We start from the raw sequence: 21,242 nt of genomic DNA, 5'->3' as shown, positions 1-21,242 counted from the left end.
ATGAACGCACCTCGTGTTTCCCGCCCGCGGGAGCCCGGACTCTTTGCCCGGACCCCGGCCCTGGAGCGCTATAGGGTGGCCGCCGGCGGCCTGACCCTTGTCGCGTTGCAGCCCGGCGACAGCCTGCAAGTGATCGACCTCGAAGGCCGGCAACCCTGCGAATTGCTGGCCATGGATACGCTCGGTCGCAGCGCCCTGGCGGCCTGGGCGCTGAGCGGTTCGACGGCCTGCGGGTTCATCGGCGCACGGCTCGCCGAACCTACCTTGCAGTCGCGTCGCATTGGCCAGGCGCTAACCCGACGTGCGATTGATCCACACCACCTGCCCAGCGCCGCCTCACTCTGGGACGAGGACAGCCCTGCCGACTTCAGCCGCCGCTTCGTCGCCAGCGATGAGCTACTGGTGATCGTCGCGGCACCCGCCGGGCCAACGGCCGTCGACCGCCAGTATCGGCCCAGCGAGCTGCGGCTGCTGGTGACACGGGCCAATCCCTCGCCCCTGCTGCTGCCACACCTGCCCGAACCGCTGGGTGAACTGCTGGACGAGTTCACCATCGGAGCCGGCACCGCCCACAGTTACACCATCGGCAAAGGTCAGTATGTACAAGTGCTGGACGTCACCGGTCGCCAGTGCTCGGACTTCGTCGCTCTGGACCGTCGGGCACTGGATCGCGGTCTGGAACTGGACCTGGACCAGACCGTGACCCGCACCTTGAACGGCAGCGCCTACCCGGCACCGGGACTGTTCTCAAAGTTTTTTGACCGGCAGATGCAACCGATGCTGGAGGTGGTGCGTGACACCGTCGGCCGCCACGACTCCTTCGCCCTGGCCTGCGCCGCGCGCTACTACGAGAGCCATGGCTACTTCGGGCACGACAACTGCAGCGACAACCTCAGCCGAGTGCTCGCGTCCCATGGGGTCAAGGCCCGCAATGGCTGGCCGGCGATCAATTTCTTTTTCAATACCGGGATCGACGCGCACCAGCAGATGACCCTGGATGAACCCTGGTCGCGTCCCGGCGACTACGTGCTGCTGCGGGCCATGACCGACTTGCTGTGCGGCAGTACCTCGTGCCCGGATGACATCGACCCGGCCAATGGCTGGAACCCGACCGATATCCATATCCGCATCTACAGCGAAAAGGAGCGTTTTTCCATCGCCATGAGCACTCGAACCACGGCCGATGCCGACCCGATTCTTACCCGTGAGTCCGCATTCCACTCACGCACCAGCGCCTTGACCGGCAGCTTCGTCGACTACCGCAACTGGTGGCTGCCGCTGCGCTACGACGGCTATGGCGCGGTCGAGGAATACCTCGGTTGCCGCGAGCGAGTGGCGGTGATGGACCTGACCGCCCTGCGCAAATTCGAAATCATCGGCCCCGACGCGGAAGCCTTGTTGCAGTACTGCCTGACCCGCGACGTGCGGCGCCTGGCAATTGGGCAAGTGGTGTACTCGGCGATGTGCCACGAGCACGGCGGCATGCTCGACGACGGCACCCTGCTGCGTCTGGGGCCGGATAATTTCCGCTGGATTTGCGGCGAGGACTACGCCGGGGTCTGGCTGCGTGAGCAGGCGCAAAAGCTCGGGATGAAGGTCTGGATCAAATCCGCCAGCGAGCAGATCCACAACCTGGCGGTGCAAGGCCCGATGAGCCGCGAGCTGCTCAAGCAAATGGTCTGGACCCCTCCCGGCCAACCGAGCCTCGAAACCCTGGGCTGGTTCCGTTTTCTGGTGGGCCGCCTGGACGGTTACGACGGTTGCCCGCTGATGATCTCGCGCACCGGCTACACCGGCGAACTGGGCTACGAAGTCTGGTGCCAGCCCGAGGATGCCGAGCGGGTCTGGGACCGGATCTGGCAACTGGGCCAACCGTTGGGCCTGGTGCCGCTGGGCCTGGAAGCGCTGGACATGCTGCGCATCGAAGCCGGGCTGATTTTTGCCGGCTACGAGTTCAGCGACCAGACCGATCCGTTCGAGGCCGGTATCGGCTTTTGCGTACCGCTGAAAGGCAAAACCGATGACTTCATCGGCCGCGACGCCCTACTACGGCGCAGCGCCCATCGCTCTCACAAACTGGTGGGCCTGCAACTGAGCGGCAACGAAGGCGCCCACCACGGTGACCCGGTGTACCGCGGCCGGGCCCAGGTCGGGGTCATCACCAGTGCCTGCCGCTCGCCGCTGCTGGCCAGCAATATCGCGCTGTGCCGGGTGGACGTGGCCTGCGCCGACGTCGGCACAGCGTTGGAGATCGGCAAAGTCGATGGCCTGCAGAAGCGCATCAGCGCCACGGTCACCGCAGCGATTTTCTACGACCCCGACAAGAGCCGGGTACGCAGTTGATCGATCACACGAGCCTGTGCGCCACCCGACTTTGACTGCCCCACTACAACTCTACTCAGACATGGGAATACGAAGATGGAAGCGACTACGTTCGAGGCCGTACCGCAGGCCGCCAGCTCAGTAGGCAGCCTGCACCGCAAGATTGATTGGCGCGGGGCTTTCTGGGTCGCCAGTGGCGTGCCCGCCCTGGTGCTGTTCTCTATCGGCGCGATTGCCGCAACGGTAGGCAAACCGGCCTGGATCGTCTGGATCGTGTCGATCCTGTTCGGCTTCATCCAGGCCTTCACCTATGCCGAAATCGCCGGGCTGTTCCCACACAAATCCGGTGGCGCCTCGGTCTACGGTGCAGTCGCCTGGGTGCGCTACAGCAAGCTGATCGCACCGGTCTCGGTGTGGTGTAACTGGCTGGCCTGGTCCCCGGTTTTGTCCATTGGCTCGGGGCTGGCAGCCGGTTACATCCTCACCGCATTGTTCCCCGCTGATGCGCTGATCAATACCTGGCAACTGACCCTGCTTGACCTGGGCTGGGTCAAGAGCGGCCTGTCGCTACGGATTAACGCGACGTTCGCCATCGGCCTGTTGATTTTACTGACGGTGTTCGCCGTGCAGCATGGCGGCATCTTGCGCTCGGCACGCCTGACCCTGGTGCTTGGCGTGACCTCGCTGATTCCTTTGTTGCTGGTGGGCGTGGTGCCGTTGTTCACGGGGGACGCGGCCCAGGCCAACTTTCTGCCCCTGTACCCGCTGGCCCATGACGCAGCCGGGCAAGTGATCGACGGGCCTTGGAATATTTCCGGGTGGTCATTGATGGCCGGCGGCCTGTTCATGGCGGCATGGTCCACTTACGGCTTCGAAACCGCGGTGTGCTACACCCGGGAATTCAAGGACCCCAAGCGTGACACGTTCAAGGCCATTTTTTACGCCGGCCTGCTGTGCATTCTGGTGTTCACCCTGGTGCCCCTGGCGTTTCAAGGCAGTCTGGGCCTCGGCCAACTGGCAACACCGGCGGTGCTGGACGCCAGCGGTGCAGTGGTTTCACCTGCGGTCTACAGCGGTCTGTTGTCACCCGCGATCTACAGCGGCATGGGCGTCGGCCAGGTCATGGCGGACAGCATCGGCGGCGGAAAGCTGGTGGCCAACATCGTGCTGATCATGTTGGTCCTGGCCACGCTGCTGGCGATCATGACCTCGATGTCCGGCTCCTCGCGCACACTGTATCAGGCGTCGGTGGATGGCTGGCTGCCGAAATACCTGGGGCGCACCAACGAACACGGCGCGCCTACCGCAGCGATGTGGACCGACTTGTCGTTCAACCTGCTGCTGTTGCTGATGTCCGATTATGTGTTCGTGCTGGCCGCGTCCAACGTCAGCTACATCATCTTCAACTTTCTCAACCTCAATGCCGGCTGGATCCATCGCCTGGACCGTCCCGACTGGATACGCCCGTACAAGGCCCCGACCGTGCTGTTGGCCGCGGGTGGCGTACTGAGCTTCGTCAACCTGGCGTGCATGGGGCTGGGAGCCGATATCTGGGGCGCCGGCACTCTGGGGACGGGCCTGTTGCTGGCGTTGTTGATCCTCCCGGTGTTCTGCTTCCGGCACTATGTGCAGGACAAGGGACGCTTCCCTGAAGCAATGCTCAACGACCTCTACGTTCAGGCCGATGCCGGGCTCAAGCGTGCGGGCTGGTTGCCCTATGCCACCCTGATCGCGGGCGTGCTGGTGGTGTATGGCTGCCATCAACTGATAGCCTGAGCCTCTTTGGCTTGAGGTTTCTATCAGACCCTCGAGGCGCTGTGGCGTCTCGAGGGTCACCTCGATGCTCTTTCAATGACGACGGTGATTCCTTTGATCAGTAGTGCCTCTCCACTCGCCCGCGATATCGACGGCAAAGCCATCGCGGCCAAGGTTCTGGAAGAAGTCCGCGAAGACGTTCTGCTACTGGCCGGGCAACAGATTTTCCCCGCCCTGGCCGTGTTGCTCGTCGGCGATGACCCGGCCAGCCATGTCTACGTGCGCAACAAACTGCTGCGGGCCAAGGAAGTCGGGATACGCTCCCTTGAGTATCGCCTGCCGGACACCGCCAGCCAGACACAAGTGCTGGAGCTGATCGCGCAATTGAACGCCGACGTCGCCGTGAACGGCATCCTGGTGCAGCTGCCATTGCCGGCCCATATCGACGAAGGAGCGGTGATTCATGCCATTGATCCGATCAAAGACGTGGACGGCTTTCATCGGGAAAACGTCGGCGGGCTGGTGCAAGGCATTGACGTACTGACGCCCTGCACACCCAGCGGCTGTATGCGCCTGCTACACGAAACCTGCGGTGACTTGAGCGGCTTGCACGCGGTGGTCATCGGTCGTTCGAACATTGTCGGCAAACCCATGGCGACCCTGTTGTTGCAGGCCGATTGTTCGGTCAGCGTGGTGCACTCGCGCAGCGTCGATGCACCGGCATTGTGCAGGTTGGCGGACATCGTGGTCGCGGCGGTGGGTCGTCCTGAGTTGATCGATGCCAGTTGGCTCAAGCCTGGGGCGGTGGTGATCGATGTCGGCATCAATCGCATTGCCAGTGAGTCCGGCAACCGGTTGGTAGGCGATGTCGATTACGCCAGTGCGCGCACCGTCGCCCGTGCGATCACGCCGGTTCCGGGAGGCGTGGGGCCGATGACCATCGCTTATTTGCTGAAGAACACGCTGATTGCCTGTCAGTTGCAGCGTACCGCTAGGGCGGCCTGATAGCCTGCCTTTGGTTTAGATCGCTCCCACGCTCCGCGCTCATCGTTCTACATAACTCTGTTTTCAAGTATTTTTGAAACTCGAAGAAATGGAGAACGAAGATTGAATTGGGCACAGGACGAAATGAAAACCGCCGACTTGGGTGATGGCCGTTTAAATGCCAGGCTCGCCAGCTTTTTAGGACGCCTAGCCGATCATCCCGGCAACAGCATCCCGACCGCTTGTCGAGGGCTGGCAGAAACCACGGCGGCCTATCGATTTCTTGATAATGAGAAAGTCACGTTCCAGAAGGTGTTGCGGCCCCATCAGGACGCGACCCTGCAACGGATGCAAAGCAGTCCCGTGGTGCTGTTGGCGCAAGACACGACCGAGATGGACAAATGGGTCAATCTCGGTCCCAAAGGGATGGGCACGATCAAGGCGCAGAAGAAGTTTTCTCGACGTCTGCACCCAACCATTGCCTTTACCCCCGAACGTATTTGTCTGGGCGTCGTCGATGCTCAGTGGTGGAGCCGCGATAAACCGAGCCCCCGCCATGAGCGCCGAGATAAAGGGATTGATGAGAAAGAGAGTCAGCGCTGGATTGACAGTTATCAAACCAGTTGCGCGATTCAGGGGCAGCTACCGCAGACCCTGGTGGTCAACCTCGCCGATGCTGAGGGTGATCTGTACGAATGGTTTGTTGATCATCAAGAGTTCAGTCCAGACACCCGGGCCCAATGGATCGTGCGGGCGGCTCAAGACAGGCGCTTGCTGGGGGCTGACAACGGGAAGTTGTGGCCGGCACTGGATCAGGCACCGTCCTTGGGAACACTCAAGGTTGAAGTCAAAGCTCGTCCCCAGCGCCCCGCCCGACTGGCTGATGTCACCTTGCGCGCGGCAACCGTGACCCTGCGTGCCCCCGACAGGTCGGGTTACAAATTGCCCAGTGTCTCGATCAATGCTGTGTTGGCCCGTGAAGAAAACGCCATAGACGGTGTTGAACCTCTGGAGTGGCTGCTGCTGACCAGTCTGCCGGTCACTAGCCTGGAGCAGGCGAGCACCGTGGTTGAGTGGTACGGGGTACGCTGGTCTATCGAAGTGTTTTTCAATGTGCTGAAGAATGGTTGTCAGGTCAGTCGATTGCAGCTGGAGACCGAGGAACGGTTGTTGCCCTGCATTGGTTTGTACCTGATCACGACCTGGCGTGTGCTGTACAGCCTGATGCTGGGACGTGCTTGTCCCGATCTAAGCTGCGAGATGGTGTTTGAGGCTTCGGAGTGGAAAGCAGCCTATATCGTGGTCAAACGGTGCCAACCGCCCACTGCGCCCCCTTCTTTAGGAGAAATGGTTTTACTGGTCACGAGCCTGGGAGGCTACTTGGGGCGTAAAAATGACGGGCCTCCCGGCCCCAAGGCCATGTGGATAGGGATGCAACGAATACGTGAGTTTGTTACCGCATTAGACGCCCAGCGTGCGCTCATCGAGAGTTGTGTAGAACGATGAGCGCTCCGCGTGGGAATGCATCCCCGTGACGCTCCGCGTCACTCATGCGCAGGACTCAAGCCCTAAGTCGATAGCGGGACGCGGAGCGTCCCCGGCGGCATTCCCACGCAGAGCGTGGGAACGATCAACTAAAAAGCACAACGCCGGCGTGAGCCGGCATTGTGCTGAAACAGACAAAGCTTAATGGTTGTAGGCACTCTCATTGTGCTCAGCCAGATCCAGCCCCAACTCCTCCACCGACTCGTCCGCACGCAAGCCGATCACCGCGTTGATCACCTTGAGAATGATCCAGCTGATGACAAAGCAGTACACCGTCGTCAACAACACGCCCTTGATTTGAGCCACGACCTGAGCACCCATGCTCACGCCTTCCACCAGCCCACCCAGGGACGGCACGCAGAACACGCCGGTCAATACCGCACCAATCATTCCGCCGATGCCGTGCAAGCCAAACACGTCGAGGCTGTCGTCATAACCGAAGCGGCGTTTCAGCACAGTGACGCTCAAGTAGCAGAACACCCCGCACAGCAGACCGATGGCCAACGCGCCGCCGACGCCCACATACGCACACGCCGGAGTAATGCCGACCAAACCGGCCAAAGCACCGCTGGCCAGGCCCAAAGCACTCGGCTTGCCGACCTTGAACCACTCGGTGAACATCCAGCCGAGAATCCCGGCGCAGGCACCCAACTGCGTATTGAGCATGACAATGCCCGAAGTGCCATTGAGACCGCCGCCCGAACCGATGTTGAAGCCGAACCAACCGACCCAGAGCATGGCCGCGCCGGCCATGGTCAAGCTCAAGTTGTGGGCGGGCATTGGCGTATTCTGGTAACCCTTGCGCTTGCCGAGAATCAGGCACGCGGCCAACGCGGCAACGCCAGCATTGATATGCACCGCAGTGCCGCCGGCAAAATCGAGGACACCCCAGTTATGCATCAAAGCACCCGAACCGCCCCATACCATATGCGCCACCGGGGCGTACACCAGGGTGAACCACAGGGCCATGAACCACAGCGCCGCCGAGAACTTCATGCGCTCGGCGAATGCACCGGCAATCAGCGCCGGGGTAATGATCGCGAAGGTCATCTGGAAGGTCACAAACACGCCTTCCGGGATGTCACCGACCAGGCTCTGCGGGGTCATGCCGGCCAGGAAGGCCCGGCTCAAACCACCGACAAAACTATTGAACGTCACCTGTCCCTCGACCATGCCGGTGCTGTCGACCACCATGCTGTAGCCATAGATCACCCACAGCACGCCGACCAGGCCGGCGATACCGAAGCACTGGGTGAACAGCGAGAGCATGTTTTTCGCCCGCACCAGACCACCGTAGAACAATGCGAGGCCCGGCAGACACATGAACAGCACCAGCACCGCTGCGGTCACCATCCAGGCAGTGCTGCCGGTGTTCAAGGTGGGTGCGTCGGCCGCCTGGGCGAGCGGCGTGAGCGCGCCGGCCGCCAATAAGACAAGAAGGGATTTGCCGAGAAGACGATTGACCATTTTCAAAGCTCCTGCAAAAGAATGGAAAGTGTCTGGCAGCGAGCAAAGTGAGTATGCACGGGCCTCTTGGTGGGCCCCTTGATCTGATCGTTCCCACACTCCTGCGTGGGAATGCAGCCCGTGACGCTCGGCGTCACAAAAGCGGGACGCAGAGCGTCCCAAGAGGCATTCCCACGCAGAGCGTCACTAGTGTCCGGTAAAACACGAGGGGGGAGCTTGCTCCCCCTTGCTGTTGGCGGCTGTGAGGCATAATCGGACTTTTCAGACTCGATTTTGACTTATGTTTTCCAGCACCCGTTTAACCCAACTACTCAGTGCGATCCCGCGCCAGTTTTTCCAGCAATCCATCGAAACACACCAAGCTGATCGCTACGTCAAACGCTGCACGACCTGGCAATTGCTGGTAACACTAATCAGCGGCCATTTGACCCAAGCCTCAAGCCTGCGGTCCTTGGCGACTATCTCCGAAAATTTCGGCCCGCATAGCTACCATCTCAAAGCCGGCCCTATTGCCCGCTCGACAATGTCCGATGCCTTGAACAAGCGTGACTACCGGCCATTACAGGACCTTTGCGGGTACCTGATGAGCGCCGTCAGCCGCCAGCAGCGCAAGGAGGTCGGGGCTATGGTTAGCCTGATTGACTCCACGTCGATCAGCTTGCGCGGACCTCACTTCGATGGCTGGACAGCCGCGACGAAAACCCGCATCACCCAAGGCCTCAAAGTGCATGTCGGGCTGGATCTGGCGCAACTGGCCCCGGTGTACGTGAACATTACGCCTGCCAACGTCAACGACCTGAGCGATGCACTGGAAATGCCGATCCAGGCCGGCATGACGTATGTTTTCGACAAGGGCTACTGCGATTACAACTGGTGGCACAAGTTGCAGACCAAAGGTGCTTTTTTCGTCACCCGCCTGAAGAAAAACGCCAATATCAAAGTGCTGCATGAGCACTCGACCGTGACTGAGCAAAGCTCGGTCATGACCGATGAAGTTGTCCAGTTTGGCAAAAAACATTTGGCCGGCAAACGCCTGAACGACTACTGGGAAAAGTCGGTAAGACGCGTCGTGGTTGAGCGCGAGGGGCATGCGACCCCATTAGTTCTGGTGACCAACGACTTCACGAGGACAGCTGAAGAAATCGCGTCCTTGTACAAAGATCGTTGGCAGATCGAGCTATTTTTCAAGTGGATCAAACAACATCTGAAGCTCAAACGCTTTTATGCCTACTCCGAAAATGCGGTGCGTTTGCAGATTTACAGTGCCTTGATCAGCTATCTGTTACTGCAAATATTCCATCGTCGCTCAGGATTTACCGGCTCGTTGTTCGAGCTGACGGTTCGCATAGTTCATGTCCTGTTTGAACGACCCGAAACCCCAGTATTGAGGGATCGACGAAGGCAGGAGCGAGAAAAGTTGAAGGCTGCCCAAGGCAGCCTTCCGCTATGAAGCATGTTTACCGGACACTAGTGACGCAGAGCGTGGGAACGAGCGTCATCAGCCCCGTTTCAGTAACCGGAACCAGAACCAGGAATCCAACTGGTTCCCGCCAGCGGCACCCGCGCCATGGCAGCCGACTCCACCGTCAGCGCTACCAAATCCTCGGGATCGAGGTTGTGCAGGTGCGACTTGCCGCAAGCCCGGGCCATGGTCTGCGCTTCCAGCACCAACACGCGCAGGTAGTTGGCCAGACGCCGACCACCTTCCACCGGGTCCAGACGCTTGGACAGCTCCGGGTCCTGCGTGGTGATCCCGGCCGGGTCGCGGCCGTTCTGCCAGTCGTCGTAGAAACCGGCGGCCGAGCCGATTTTCTTCAGTTCCTCGTCCAGGCGTGGATGGTTATCGCCCAAGGCAATCAGCGCCGCCGTCCCGATGGCCACCGCATCCGCACCCAGCGCCATCGCCTTGGCGACGTCGGCACCGTTGCGAATCCCTCCGGAAACGATCAGTTGAACCTTGCGATGCATGCCCATCTCTTGCAAAGCCTGTACCGCTTGCGGAATGGCCGACAAAATCGGGATCCCGACGTGTTCGATGAACACTTCCTGAGTCGCTGCAGTGCCGCCTTGCATGCCGTCGAGCACAATCACGTCAGCCCCGGCTTTTACCGCCAACTTGACGTCGTAGTACGGTCGGCTCGCACCGATTTTCACGTAGATGGGTTTTTCCCAGTCAGTAATTTCCCGCAGTTCGGCAATCTTGATCGCCAAGTCATCCGGGCCGGTCCAGTCCGGGTGACGGCAGGCGCTGCGCTGGTCGACACCGATCGGCAAGGTGCGCATGCCGGCCACCCGCTCGGTGACTTTCATGCCCAGCAACATTCCGCCGCCGCCGGGTTTGGCGCCCTGCCCCAGGACGATTTCAATGGCGTCGGCCTTGCGCAGATCGTCCGGGTTCATGCCATAGCGGGACGGCAAATACTGATACACCAAATGCTGCGACTGGCCGCGCTCTTCCGGGGTCATGCCGCCGTCACCGGTGGTGGTGCTGGTGCCAGCGATGGTTGCGCCACGGCCCAGAGCTTCCTTGGCATTGGCCGACAAAGCACCGAAGCTCATGCCGGCGATGGTCACCGGAATCTTCAGGTGAATCGGCTTCTTGGCGAAGCGGTTGCCGAGGATTACATCGGTGCCACACTTCTCCCGATAGCCTTCCAGCGGGTAGCGCGAAACGCTGGCGCCGAGCAGCAGCAAATCATCAAAATGTGGCAGCTTGCGCTTGGTGCCGCCACCACGAATGTCATAGATGCCTGTTTCTGCGGCACGCTGGATTTCCTGAATGGTCAGGCGGTCGAAGGTGGCTGACTCGCGCAGTACGGGAGGCGTTTTTTGGCTGATGGGGTCGCTCATATCTTTTCTCCTCGCGCGGATCAGTACGCGGACGCGTTATCGACTTTGAAGTTGTACAACTGACGAGCCGAACCGTAGCGCTTGAAGTCAGCCGCCTTGTGCTCGAAACCGGCGCGGTTGAGCAGCCCTTGCAGCTCTTCCAGGTGCTCGGCACGCATCTCTTTCTCGATGCAATCCGAGCCCAGGGACTCAACGGCCCCTTTCACGTAGATGTGGGTCTCGTACAACGAATCGCCCAGCGCATCGCCGGCGTCGCCGCAGACCACCAGGCGACCGGCCTGCCCCATGAAGCAGCTCATGTGGCCGATGCTGCCGCCAACAACGATGTCGATGCCCTTCATGGAAATCCCGCAACGCGCCCCGGCGTCGCCTTCAATCACCAGCAAACCGCCATGGGCCGTGGCACCAGCCGCCTGGGAGGCGCTGCCTTTGACCCGGACGTAGCCGGACATCATGTTCTCGGCACAACCGACACCGACGTTGCCGTGGACGGTGATCGAGGCCTTTTGATTCATCCCCGCGCAGTAGTAACCGGCGTGACCCTGGATATCGATGGACACCGCTTCATTCACCCCGACTGCGAGGTTGTGCTTGCCATCGGAGTGAGTCACCACCCACTCGTGATCGGTCACGTTATTGACCTGATCGTGCAGCGCCTGATTGAGGTCACGCACAGTGGCAGTGGAAAGATCGATGGTTTTCATGTGTGCGCTCCTTAAGCTGACTCGCGTTCCCAGATGTACAGGGTGGCCGGTGCGGGCTCCCAGATTCTGGCGTGTTCGATTCCCGGCAGGCTCGACAGCGCCTGATATTCGGAGGCCATGGCGACGTAGTCGTCCGTCTCGGCGAGGATCGCCGGCTTGCAGGCGACCGGGTCGCGGATCACCGCAAAACCGTTGCGGGTGCCGATGGCGAAGGTGAAGAAACCGTCGAGATCCTCCAGCGAATGATCCAGCGCTTCTTTCAGCGAGTCGCCTTGCTGCAGGCGCCAGGTCAGGTAGCCGGCGGCCACTTCGGTGTCGTTGTCGGTTTCGAAGTGGATGCCTTCACGCTTGAGTTCCTGACGCAGGCGGAAGTGGTTTGACAACGAGCCGTTGTGCACCAGGCACAGGTCGGCACCTGTGGAAAACGGATGGCTGCCTTCCATGGTCACCGCGCTTTCGGTGGCCATGCGGGTGTGGCCAATAATGTGGCTACCCTTCATGCCGGCCAGGCCGAAGCGTTGGGAAATTTCCTGGGGCAAGCCCATGCCTTTGAGGATTTCGATGCTCTGGCCGGCGCTCATGATGCGCAGGTTCGGTGCCAGTTCAGCGAGGGCCAGACGCACGGGCACCTCAGCGGCGTTGATCTTGAGCACGGCGGCGCTGGCGTTCTGGAACCAGTCCAGCGAACAGCCGAGACGCCCTTCCAATTCGCCCATCAGGGTTTTCCAGTCGAAGCCTTCGGTGGTCGCCTGCAAGGTCAGCTTGACCCAGCCGTCCGCCACTTCATCGCCGTAAATGGCGAAGCCGGCACTGTCCGGGCCACGATCGGTCATGGCCTGCAACATCGGTTCGAAGAGCTTGCCGAGCTGGGATTCCAGCTGCGGATTTTTCAGATAAAGACCTACGATTCCACACATATCAAGTCTCCTTCGGAGGCAGTCAAAACACAGAGTCAGAAAAATTCGGTGTAGCGCTGGATCTCCCAGTCGGAGACGTGGCGGCTGTATTCCACCCATTCCATGCGCTTGAGCTTGATGAACTCGCCAACGATCTGCGGGCCCAGCACCTCGGCGAACAACGGGTCGGCTTCAAGCGCGTCGCAGGCTTCCTTGAGCGATTGCGGCAGGGTCTTGATGCCCCGCGCGGCGATCTGCTCGAGGCTCAGGCTGTAGAGGTTTTCATTGCAGACGTGGTCGATTTCCAGCTGACGGTCGATGCCGTCCAGGCCCGCAGCGATGATCGCGGCGCTGACCAGATAGGGGTTGCAACCGGCGTCCGGCAGACGGAATTCGAGGCGGCCATAAGGCACCCGCACCATGGCTGAACGGTTGTTGGCACCGAAGGCGATAAAGGCTGGCGCCCAAGTCGCGCCGGACAACGAATTACCGACCACCAGACGCTTGTAGGAGTTGACCGTCGGCGCGGCGAAGGCACACAGCGCCGGGCCATGGGCAAGCAGGCCGGCGGCGAAGTGATAGGCCATTTTCGACAGCCCCATGCCGCTCGGATCGCTGGCGTCATGGAACAGGTTTTTGTTCTCGGCGCTGCTGATCGACAGGTGAAAGTGCATGCCATTACCAGCGCGTTTCGGGTCGGGCTTGGGCATGAACGAGCAGATCATGCCCAGGTCATTGGCGATTTCGCCGGCGGCCATGCGGAAAAACGTGAAGCGATCCGCCGAGGTCATGGCGTCGCTGTAGGTGTAGTTGATCTCGAACTGGCCGTTGGCGTCCTCGTGGTCGATTTGATAGACCTCGAAATCCACTGCCTGCAAGGCTTCGGTCAGCCGCTCAAGGAAAACGCGGGAGCGCGACAAGCCTTTATAGTCGTAGCAAGGCTTGTCGAGGTTGTCGCTGGGGTCAACCAATTGCAGCTTGCCCTGCTCGTCGCGCCGCATCAGGTTGAACTCGGGTTCCAGGCCGGTATTGAGGGTCCAGCCCTTTTCTTCCAGGCGTTGCACTTGTTGCTGCAACACATAACGGCTGTCATACGGATGCGGTTTACCGTCGACGTGACCGATGCACACCACCCGCCCATAACCCGGTTGCCAGGGCACCGGGGTCAGGGTGGACAAGTCGCCGCGGGCCATGAAGTCCGGACCATGGGGCTCCATGCCCATGCCGCTGATCGCAAACCCGGCAAAACCCGCCCCCTCTTCTGCGACGGTCTTGAGCCCACAGATCGGCACCGACTTGGTCTTGGCCGCACCGTGAATATCCACAAATTGCGCAAGCACGTACTTGATCCCGTGCTTGTCGATGATGCGCTGGGTTTCTGCTGGCAACATTGCTCGTCACTCCTCGCGAAAGGCAAAACATTCTGGATGGGCCTTGACCGTCTTTTTATTCCTAAAAAGAAAGTTATTTTCCCAATAGGAATGCAAAGCCCTTGCCAGATTCGCGAGTGAAAGGTCAAAACGCCGTGATAGGCGCTTTTGTACTGTATATATGGGAATATTCTTTTCCCTGTGGGAATACTGCCCCCAGGGCATGCGCCAAGCGTCGCCATTTGCACTTTCTCAGTGCGAAACTAATATTACTGAACGGAAAGTGTGCAGGATCTGATGACTATGTCGACCGAAACCGCCCCGCGCCTCAAGCTTGAGCAATATCTGGGATTGCAGATCAAGCGCCAGCGCCAGGCTCAGGATCTGAAATTGTCTGACGTGGCCAAGATTGCCGATATCAGTCAGGGCATGTTGAGCAAGATCGAAAACGCCCAGGTGTCCACCAGCCTCGATACCCTGAGCCGTCTGTGCGACGTACTCGGCCTGCCACTGTCCAAGTTGTTCAGCGAATACGACCAGCAAGACGGTAGTGCGCTATTGGTCAAGGCTGATCAGGGCATGGAAGTGGTGCGCCGTGGCACTGAGAAAGGTCATACCTACCATCTGCTCAACCACACCCGCGGGCCAAAGAAGAGCTTCGAGGCCTACATGGTCAGCATGGATGACGCCAGTGAGGAGTTTCCGACCTTCTCCCACCCCGGCACCGAATTCCTCCACCTGCTGGAAGGCGAACTGATCTATCGCCACGGCAATCAGCTGTACCGCATGGAAGCGGGTGACAGCCTGACGTTTGAAGGTGAAATCCCTCACGGTCCGGAGCAACTGGTGCACGTGCCGATCCGCCTGCTGTCGATCATGAATTACGGCAGCGATAAAGAGTAACGCCCCCCTCTTCCCCCGCTTTGCCCCGCCTTGAGGCCGACCCACGTCGGCCTCACGTATTTTCCTGCCAGTTAAAAAACTTTCTTAAAAGCTCTGGACGCAACGCGACCATTCCCCTATAAAGCCACCAACAGGAATAATTTATTCCCCACAAGAAAATGCGCTCATGGATGAGCCTGATGTCCGCTGATGATTTTTTTCGCTATGCGATGAGCTGCCGCCATCATCCCGAGGACGTGTCATGCAACACGAAAAAAACCATTTCATCATCAAGATCACTTGTCCCGCGGTGTCCGGCATCGTCGCTGCCGTCACCACCTACCTGGCGGACAACAGTTGCTACATCGGGGAGATGGCGCAATTCGACGACGACTTCAGCGGCCGTTTTTTCATGCGTGCGGTGTTCCGCTTCAACGACGGCCATCAGGGCGACATTCAACAGATCAAGGACGGTTTCGCCGACGTCGCCAAGGCGTTCGACATGACCTGGGAATTGCACGACACCCGCGAGCCGATGCGCGTGCTACTGATGGTCAGCAAGTTCGACCACTGCCTGACCGACCTGCTCTACCGCTACCACAAGGGCGAGATGGACATGACCATCACCGCCATCGTCTCCAACCACCTCGACTTGCGGCCCATGGCCGAACGCGAGGGTATTCGCTTCATCTACCTACCCGTGACGAAGGACACCAAGGCCCGGCAGGAAGCCGAGCTGATGAAGATTGTCGACGACACCGGCACCGAACTGGTGGTGTTGGCGCGCTACATGCAGATCCTCTCCGATGACTTGTGCAAGCAACTCTCGGGGCGGGCGATCAACATTCACCATTCGTTCTTGCCCGGCTTCAAAGGCGCCAAGCCTTATCACCAGGCCTACCAGCGTGGCGTGAAACTGATCGGCGCCACCGCCCATTACGTCACCAGCGACCTCGACGAGGGACCGATCATTGAGCAGGAAGTGCAGCGTGTCGATCACGTCTACCTGCCCGACGATCTGGTCGCCACCGGCCGCGACACCGAAACCGTGGCCCTGTCCAAGGCGGTCAAGTACCACCTGGAGCACCGGGTTTTCCTCAACCAGGACAGAACGGTGATCTTCCGGTGAGCGCGCACAAACTGATCGACGGCAAAGCCACCGCCGCCCGCGTGCTGGTGCAGGTCCGCGAGGACGTGGAGCGCCTGCGCGAGCAAGACATTCAACCGACGCTGGCAGTGATTCTGGTGGGCAGCGACCCGGCCAGCCAGGTGTACGTGCGCAACAAAATGCTGCGCGCCGAAGAAGTGGGTATCCGCTCGCTGGAGCATCGGCTGTCCACGGACACCAGCACTGAACAGTTACTCATTCTGATCGCCCGACTGAATGCCGATCGCTCGATCCACGGCATTCTTCTGCAACTGCCGCTGCCTGCGCATATCGATGAATTACGCGCACTGGAGGCTATCGCTCCGGACAAGGATGTAGACGGGTTCCACAGTCAGAACGTCGGCGGTCTCAGCCAGGGTCGCACGGTACTCGCGCCCTGCACCCCCAGTGGTTGTTTGTATTTGCTGGAGCAAACCTGCGGCGATCTGCGCGGCAAGCACGCGGTGGTGATCGGCCGCTCGAACATCGTCGGCAAACCCATGGCAGCGTTGTTGCTGCAGGCCGATTGCTCGGTGACCGTCCTGCATTCGCGCAGCCCGCATCCGCAGGCTCTGTGCCGGCAGGCAGACATCGTCATCGCCGCCGTGGGTCGCCCAAGGCTGATCGACGCCAGTTGGCTCAAGCCTGGCGCAGTGGTGATCGACGTCGGCATCAACCGTATCGAAGACGATGACCGCAGCCGTCTGGTGGGCGACGTCGACTTCGACAGCGCCCTGACCCAAGTTGCGGCGATCACGCCGGTACCCGGTGGCGTTGGCCCGATGACTATCGCCTTTCTGATGAAGAACACCGTGACCGCCGCCCTTAACCAACACCAGGCCCAACGCAGCCAATCGGAGGCCTTATGCCATTCAATCTATTGAAATACGGGCTGAGTTCGGAGTACCCGGTGGAAGTGGATTTACCGCCACCGAAGGAACTCAAATCGAGTTATGACGTGGTGATCATCGGTGCCGGCGGCCACGGTCTGGCCATCGCTTATTACCTGGCCAAGTACCACGGCATCACCCACATCGCGGTGTTGGAGAAGTCTTACCTGGGTGGCGGCAATACCGCGCGCAACACCGCGGTGATCCGCTCCAACTACCTGACCAGCGAAGGTGTGCGCTTTTATGCCGAGTCGGTGCGGATGTTCCAGTCGCTGTCCAACGAATTCGATTTCAACATCATGTACTCCGAGCGTGGCCAGCTGACCCTGGCCCACACCGATGCCACGGTGCGTTCGTTCCGTCAGCGCGCCGAGGTCAACAAACACTTCGGCGGCCGCACCGAGATGATCGACCGCCAGCAGATCCGCGAACTGGTGCCCAGCCTCAACCTCGATCCCGGCCATTTGCCGGTCATCGCCGGGCTCTGGCACCTCGACGGCGCCACCGCGCGCCATGACGCCGTGGCCTGGGGTTACGCCAAACAAGCCGCCAAGCGCGGCGTGGAAATCCATCAGCTCACCGAAGTCCAGGACCTGATCATCGAGAACGGCGCCATCACCGCCGTGAAAACCAATCGTGGCACCATCAAGTGCGGTTGTGCGGTGCAGGCGATTGCCGGGCACAGTTCGTTGCTGATGGCCAAGGCCGGGATCCGTTCGCCGATCCAGACCTTCCCGTTGCAAGCGATGGTCACCCAACCATTCAAACCATTTCTCGATCCACTGGTGAGCTCCTCCGCCCTGCACTGCTACGTGCAGCAAACCAGCCGTGGCGAGGTGGTATTCGGCGGCGGTTCCGATCCCTATCCGCTGTTCAACACCCGCTCGACGCTGGACCTCAAGGAAAGCCTGCTCGCCCATGCGATCGAGATGTTCCCGTTCCTGGCCAACGCCAAGCTGATGCGGCAATGGGCCGGCATCACCGACATGACCCCGGATTACAGCCCGATCATGGGCCTGTCGCCGGTGAAGAATTATTACCTCGACGCTGGCTGGGGCACTTGGGGTTTCAAAGCCACGCCGATCTGCGGCAAGACCATGGCCGAGTTGGTGGCCAGCGGCGGCAAGGTGCCGGAGCTGATCAAACCCTTCGGCCTTGAACGTTTTTCAACCTTCCAGCAAGTCAACGAAATGGGCGCCACGGCGGCCAGTCACTGACGGAGAGCGGACGATGAAAATCATGAATTGCCCGCTCAACGGGCCGCGCAATATCAGCGAGTTCACTTATGGCGGCGAATTCAAGCCGATGCCTGACCCGGTCAGTTGCAGCGATGCCGAATGGGCCGACTACGTGTTCAACACCGACAACCTCGCTGGCGTGGTGCGCGAGTGGTGGATGCACACGCCATCCAGCTACTGGTTTCTCGCGGAGCGTCACACCGTCAGCGATGAAATCCTGCGGACCTTCGACCCCAAAGAACTGTTCACCGCCCGTGTCGAATTCAGCGCAGTTGCCAAGGAGATCGCAGGATGAACCGCCTACCCGCCCCCATGGGCTTGCTGATCGACCGTGATCAGCCGCTGGATTTCAGCTTCGACGGCCACCGCTACCAAGGATTGCAAGGCGACAGCATCGCCAGCGCCCTGCTGGCCAACGGGCGTTTCCTGATCTCCCGTTCGTTCAAATACCATCGCCCGCGTGGCCCGCTGACCATGGCCGGCCAGGACGCCAATAGCCTGGTGCAGTTGCCCGAAGAACCCAACGTGCTGGCCGATGCCCACACATTGTCCGCCGAGTTGCAGGTGACGGCGCAGAACGTCAACGGCTCGCTGGACAATGACCGCGACGCCTACCTGGGCAAGTTCTCCAAATTCATGCCGGTGGGTTTCTACTACCGTTCTTTCTACAAGCCCAAAGGCATGTGGAAAGTCTGGGAACCGATCATTCGCAAGAAGGCCGGCCTCGGCGTGCTCGACCTGAAGTTCCAGCCGGAGTACTACGACAAGGCCTACTTGTTTACCGACGTCGCGGTAATCGGCGCCGGTCCCGCCGGGCTCCAGGCGGCGCTGACGGCAGCCAACGCGGGGGCCAAGGTGTTGCTCATCGAGCAACAGCCGGTTCTCGGCGGCTCGCTAACCTATGCCCGCTTCGATGTCGAAGGCAACAGGGCTGAAAACCTGCGCCGCGAACTGCTCGCTGCGGTAGAGCAACACGCCAATATCCAGATCCTGACCGACGCCACCTGCAACGCCTGGTTCACCGACAACTACCTGCCGGTGATTCAGGGCAAACGCATGTACAAGGTCCGCGCCCGCCAGTGCCTGGTGTGCAGCGGCGCTTTCGATCAGCCGGTGATCTTTCGCAACAACGACTTGCCCGGCGTGATGCTGACCAGCGCTGCGCAACGGCTGATGAAGCTGTATGCGGTCAAACCCGGCAAACGCGCCGTGGTGCTGACCGGCAACGATGACGGTTACCTCGCCGCGCTGGATCTGCATGACCAGGGCGTGGAGGTCGTCGCTGTGGTGGACCTGCGCCATGGTCCTTCGGACGAATCCCTGCTGCGCGCACTGGCGCAACGCAAGATCTACCGTCAGAGCAACAGCACCGTCTATGAAGCCCAGCATGAGAAAGGCATGCGCCATATCAACGGCGTCGACGTGCGCAAGATCACCGCACAAGGCCAGGTCGCCGAGAGCGGGCAACGCCTGGAGTGCGATTTACTGTGCATGTCCGCCGGATACATGCCGGTCTATCAACTGCTGTGCCAGGCCGGCGGCAAACTGGCCTACGACGATCAGCGTGCCGAGTTCACGCTCAGCGGCCTGCCAAAGAATCTGAATGTCGCCGGCTCGGTCAACGGTCGTCACCAGCTCGATAACGTGATTGCCGATGGCGTGAATGCCGGTGCCGAAGCCGCCCTCGCGCTGGGCCTGACAGTCGGCACGCAACGCGCGCCATTCAGCGGCGAGGCTCGGGTCAACTTTAATTGGCCAATCTTCCCGCACCCCAAAGGCAAGGACTTCGTCGACTTCGACGAAGATCTACAAGTGGCCGACATCGTCAACGCCACCCGCATCGGCTATCGCGACGTGCAACTGGTCAAGCGCTACTCCACCGTCGGCATGGGACCGTCTCAGGGTCGTCACTCGGCGCTGCCGACCGCGCGGTTGGTGGCCTGGGCCACCCAACGCAATATCAGTGAAACCGGCGTGACCACGGCGCGACCGCCGTTTGTTGCGGAAAAGCTGGCGCATGTCGCCGGTCGCGCATTCGACCCGTACCGGCAAACGCCGATGCACGCTCGTCACCTGCAAGCTGGCGCGAAGATGATGCCTGCGGGTATCTGGCAACGCCCGGCCTACTACGGCAACGCGAAGGATCGCGAGGCGTGCATGCAGGCCGAAGCCCTGCACGTGCGCAACAAGGTCGGCATCATCGATGTCTCGACCCTCGGTGGCCTTGATGTGCGCGGCCCGGACGCGGCCGAACTGCTCAATCGGATGTACACGTTCGCCTTTCTCAAGCAGCCGATCGGCCGCTCCCGTTATGCGCTGATGACCAGTGAGCACGGCGTGGTGATCGACGACGGTGTCTGTGCGCGGTTTGCCGAGAACCATTTCTACGTCACCGCCACCACCAGCGGTGTCGACCGGATCTATCAGCAAATGCTTAAGTGGAACGCGCAATGGCGCCTCGACGTGGACGTCGCCAACGTCACCGCGGCCATTTGCGCGGTGAACCTTGCCGGGCCGGACTCGCGCAAGGTGCTGGAACAGGTCTGCACCGACCTCGACCTGAGCGCCGAAGCCTTCCCTTATCTGGGCGTGCGTCAGGGCACGGTCGCGGGGATCAAAGCGCGCTTGCTGCGAGTCGGATTCGTAGGCGAACTGGGTTATGAAATCCACGTACCGGCGCGCCACGGGGTCAAGCTTTGGGACGCTCTGATGGACGCCGGCAAAGCCCATGACATCCGCCCCTTCGGCGTCGAAACTCAGCGCCTGTTGCGTCTGGAAAAAGGCCACGTGATCATCAGCCAGGACACCGACGGCATGACCCACCCGGCGGAAATCGACATGGGCTGGGCGGTCAGTCGCACCAAGCCGTTCTTCGTCGGCCGCCGCTCGGTGGACATCCTCGAAGCCCAGCCACTGAAACGCAAACTGGTGGGTTTCAGCCTGCCCAAAGGCAGCCTGCAACCGTTGGAAGGCCATCTGGTGCTTAACGGCCCGGACATCAGTGGCAACGTCACCTCCTGCGAGTATTCCGCCTCCCTGGGCAAGATCATCGGCCTGGCCTATGCCGGCATCGACCAGAGCACGCTTGGGCAACGGATTCCGATCCGCGTCGAAGGCGGCATCGTGGTCCAGGCCGAGGTGGTGCAGTTGCCCTTCTTCGATCCCGACAACCAACGCCAGGAGCTTTGAGTC

At 60.6% G+C, this 21,242-nt stretch carries 16 protein-coding genes; 11 read left to right on the top strand and 5 right to left on the bottom strand.

Annotated features, from left to right (window positions below):
- The 4 genes from ACYZT5_RS05405 to ACYZT5_RS05390 all read left to right on the top strand — a co-directional run bounded on the left by ACYZT5_RS05405 (position 1) and on the right by ACYZT5_RS05390 (position 6,567).
- Complete coding sequence (locus tag ACYZT5_RS05405; protein ID WP_462050146.1) at positions 1 to 2,343, top strand: DUF1989 domain-containing protein; 2,343 nt, start codon at positions 1 to 3, stop codon at positions 2,341 to 2,343.
- A 75-nt stretch (positions 2,344 to 2,418) separates the two neighbouring features.
- Positions 2,419 to 4,098 carry an APC family permease gene (locus ACYZT5_RS05400; protein ID WP_462050145.1) on the top strand — a complete coding sequence of 560 codons (1,680 nt, stop codon included), beginning with the start codon at positions 2,419 to 2,421 and terminating at the stop codon, positions 4,096 to 4,098.
- Positions 4,099 to 4,173: 75 nt separating this feature from the next.
- Positions 4,174 to 5,082, top strand: coding sequence for a bifunctional 5,10-methylenetetrahydrofolate dehydrogenase/5,10-methenyltetrahydrofolate cyclohydrolase (locus ACYZT5_RS05395; protein ID WP_462050144.1), 909 nt, complete (start codon positions 4,174 to 4,176; stop codon positions 5,080 to 5,082).
- Positions 5,083 to 5,205: 123 nt separating this feature from the next.
- Positions 5,206 to 6,567, top strand: a complete 1,362-nt coding sequence (locus tag ACYZT5_RS05390) for an IS4 family transposase (RefSeq protein ID WP_462050143.1) — start codon at positions 5,206 to 5,208, stop codon at positions 6,565 to 6,567.
- Positions 6,568 to 6,747: 180 nt separating this feature from the next.
- Here ACYZT5_RS05390 and ACYZT5_RS05385 read toward each other — a convergent pair whose 3' ends face one another.
- Positions 6,748 to 8,073, bottom strand: coding sequence for an ammonium transporter (locus ACYZT5_RS05385; protein ID WP_462050141.1), 1,326 nt, complete (start codon positions 8,071 to 8,073; stop codon positions 6,748 to 6,750).
- A 280-nt stretch (positions 8,074 to 8,353) separates the two neighbouring features.
- Between ACYZT5_RS05385 and ACYZT5_RS05380 the strand changes: the two genes are divergently transcribed.
- Complete coding sequence (locus ACYZT5_RS05380) at positions 8,354 to 9,523, top strand: IS4 family transposase (protein WP_462046742.1); 1,170 nt, start codon at positions 8,354 to 8,356, stop codon at positions 9,521 to 9,523.
- A 59-nt stretch (positions 9,524 to 9,582) separates the two neighbouring features.
- On the opposite strand, the gene ACYZT5_RS05375 is transcribed toward ACYZT5_RS05380, so the two are convergent.
- The 4 genes from ACYZT5_RS05375 to glnT are packed head-to-tail and all read right to left on the bottom strand — an operon-like array spanning position 9,583 to position 13,914.
- The gene (locus tag ACYZT5_RS05375) at positions 9,583 to 10,923 is read right to left on the bottom strand and encodes an FMN-binding glutamate synthase family protein (protein ID WP_462050140.1); all 1,341 of its coding nucleotides are present in this window, start codon (positions 10,921 to 10,923) and stop codon (positions 9,583 to 9,585) included.
- Positions 10,924 to 10,943: 20 nt separating this feature from the next.
- Complete coding sequence (locus ACYZT5_RS05370) at positions 10,944 to 11,627, bottom strand: GltB/FmdC/FwdC-like GXGXG domain-containing protein (protein ID WP_462050139.1); 684 nt, start codon at positions 11,625 to 11,627, stop codon at positions 10,944 to 10,946.
- A gap of 11 nt (positions 11,628 to 11,638) precedes the next feature.
- Positions 11,639 to 12,544: a class II glutamine amidotransferase gene (locus ACYZT5_RS05365; protein WP_462050138.1), complete on the bottom strand. Its 906-nt coding sequence runs from the start codon at positions 12,542 to 12,544 to the stop codon at positions 11,639 to 11,641.
- Positions 12,545 to 12,579: 35 nt separating this feature from the next.
- Positions 12,580 to 13,914 carry a type III glutamate--ammonia ligase gene (gene glnT, locus ACYZT5_RS05360; protein ID WP_462050137.1) on the bottom strand — a complete coding sequence of 445 codons (1,335 nt, stop codon included), beginning with the start codon at positions 13,912 to 13,914 and terminating at the stop codon, positions 12,580 to 12,582.
- A 282-nt stretch (positions 13,915 to 14,196) separates the two neighbouring features.
- Between glnT and ACYZT5_RS05355 the strand changes: the two genes are divergently transcribed.
- The 6 genes from ACYZT5_RS05355 (at position 14,197) to ACYZT5_RS05330 (ending at position 21,239) form a co-directional block, all read left to right on the top strand.
- Positions 14,197 to 14,796 (top strand): helix-turn-helix domain-containing protein, encoded by a 600-nt coding sequence (locus ACYZT5_RS05355; RefSeq protein ID WP_046052997.1) that lies wholly within the window; start codon positions 14,197 to 14,199, stop codon positions 14,794 to 14,796.
- A 241-nt stretch (positions 14,797 to 15,037) separates the two neighbouring features.
- Positions 15,038 to 15,904: a formyltetrahydrofolate deformylase gene (gene purU, locus ACYZT5_RS05350; RefSeq protein WP_462050136.1), complete on the top strand. Its 867-nt coding sequence runs from the start codon at positions 15,038 to 15,040 to the stop codon at positions 15,902 to 15,904.
- Complete coding sequence (gene folD, locus ACYZT5_RS05345) at positions 15,901 to 16,806, top strand: bifunctional methylenetetrahydrofolate dehydrogenase/methenyltetrahydrofolate cyclohydrolase FolD (protein WP_462050135.1); 906 nt, start codon at positions 15,901 to 15,903, stop codon at positions 16,804 to 16,806. Before purU ends, folD begins: the two co-directional genes overlap by 4 nt.
- A complete protein-coding gene (locus ACYZT5_RS05340) occupies positions 16,788 to 18,029 on the top strand; it encodes an FAD-dependent oxidoreductase (protein WP_462050134.1) in 1,242 nt (413 codons plus the stop codon). Before folD ends, ACYZT5_RS05340 begins: the two co-directional genes overlap by 19 nt.
- 13 nt (positions 18,030 to 18,042) lie before the next feature.
- Positions 18,043 to 18,345, top strand: coding sequence for a sarcosine oxidase subunit delta (locus ACYZT5_RS05335; protein ID WP_462050133.1), 303 nt, complete (start codon positions 18,043 to 18,045; stop codon positions 18,343 to 18,345).
- On the top strand, positions 18,342 to 21,239 hold the full coding sequence (locus tag ACYZT5_RS05330) for a 2Fe-2S iron-sulfur cluster-binding protein (protein WP_462050132.1): 2,898 nt from the start codon (positions 18,342 to 18,344) through the stop codon (positions 21,237 to 21,239). Before ACYZT5_RS05335 ends, ACYZT5_RS05330 begins: the two co-directional genes overlap by 4 nt.
- Positions 21,240 to 21,242 lie beyond the last annotated feature (3 nt).

The sequence above is a fragment of the Pseudomonas sp. LB3P14 genome (genome assembly GCF_054898045.1).
Note: the sequence above shows the minus strand (reverse complement) of the source record. Positions and strands in the feature narration are given on the sequence as shown.

Coding starts and splice junctions, on each gene's coding strand:
- ACYZT5_RS05405 (WP_462050146.1), top strand. CDS start 1: ATGAACGCACCTCGTGTTTCCCGCCCGCGGGAGCCCGGACTCTTTGCC.
- ACYZT5_RS05400 (WP_462050145.1), top strand. CDS start 2,419: ATGGAAGCGACTACGTTCGAGGCCGTACCGCAGGCCGCCAGCTCAGTA.
- ACYZT5_RS05395 (WP_462050144.1), top strand. CDS start 4,174: ATGACGACGGTGATTCCTTTGATCAGTAGTGCCTCTCCACTCGCCCGC.
- ACYZT5_RS05390 (WP_462050143.1), top strand. CDS start 5,206: ATGAAAACCGCCGACTTGGGTGATGGCCGTTTAAATGCCAGGCTCGCC.
- ACYZT5_RS05385 (WP_462050141.1), bottom strand. CDS start 8,073: ATGGTCAATCGTCTTCTCGGCAAATCCCTTCTTGTCTTATTGGCGGCC.
- ACYZT5_RS05380 (WP_462046742.1), top strand. CDS start 8,354: ATGTTTTCCAGCACCCGTTTAACCCAACTACTCAGTGCGATCCCGCGC.
- ACYZT5_RS05375 (WP_462050140.1), bottom strand. CDS start 10,923: ATGAGCGACCCCATCAGCCAAAAAACGCCTCCCGTACTGCGCGAGTCA.
- ACYZT5_RS05370 (WP_462050139.1), bottom strand. CDS start 11,627: ATGAAAACCATCGATCTTTCCACTGCCACTGTGCGTGACCTCAATCAG.
- ACYZT5_RS05365 (WP_462050138.1), bottom strand. CDS start 12,544: ATGTGTGGAATCGTAGGTCTTTATCTGAAAAATCCGCAGCTGGAATCC.
- glnT (WP_462050137.1), bottom strand. CDS start 13,914: ATGTTGCCAGCAGAAACCCAGCGCATCATCGACAAGCACGGGATCAAG.
- ACYZT5_RS05355 (WP_046052997.1), top strand. CDS start 14,197: ATGTCGACCGAAACCGCCCCGCGCCTCAAGCTTGAGCAATATCTGGGA.
- purU (WP_462050136.1), top strand. CDS start 15,038: ATGCAACACGAAAAAAACCATTTCATCATCAAGATCACTTGTCCCGCG.
- ACYZT5_RS05340 (WP_462050134.1), top strand. CDS start 16,788: ATGCCATTCAATCTATTGAAATACGGGCTGAGTTCGGAGTACCCGGTG.
- ACYZT5_RS05335 (WP_462050133.1), top strand. CDS start 18,043: ATGAAAATCATGAATTGCCCGCTCAACGGGCCGCGCAATATCAGCGAG.
- ACYZT5_RS05330 (WP_462050132.1), top strand. CDS start 18,342: ATGAACCGCCTACCCGCCCCCATGGGCTTGCTGATCGACCGTGATCAG.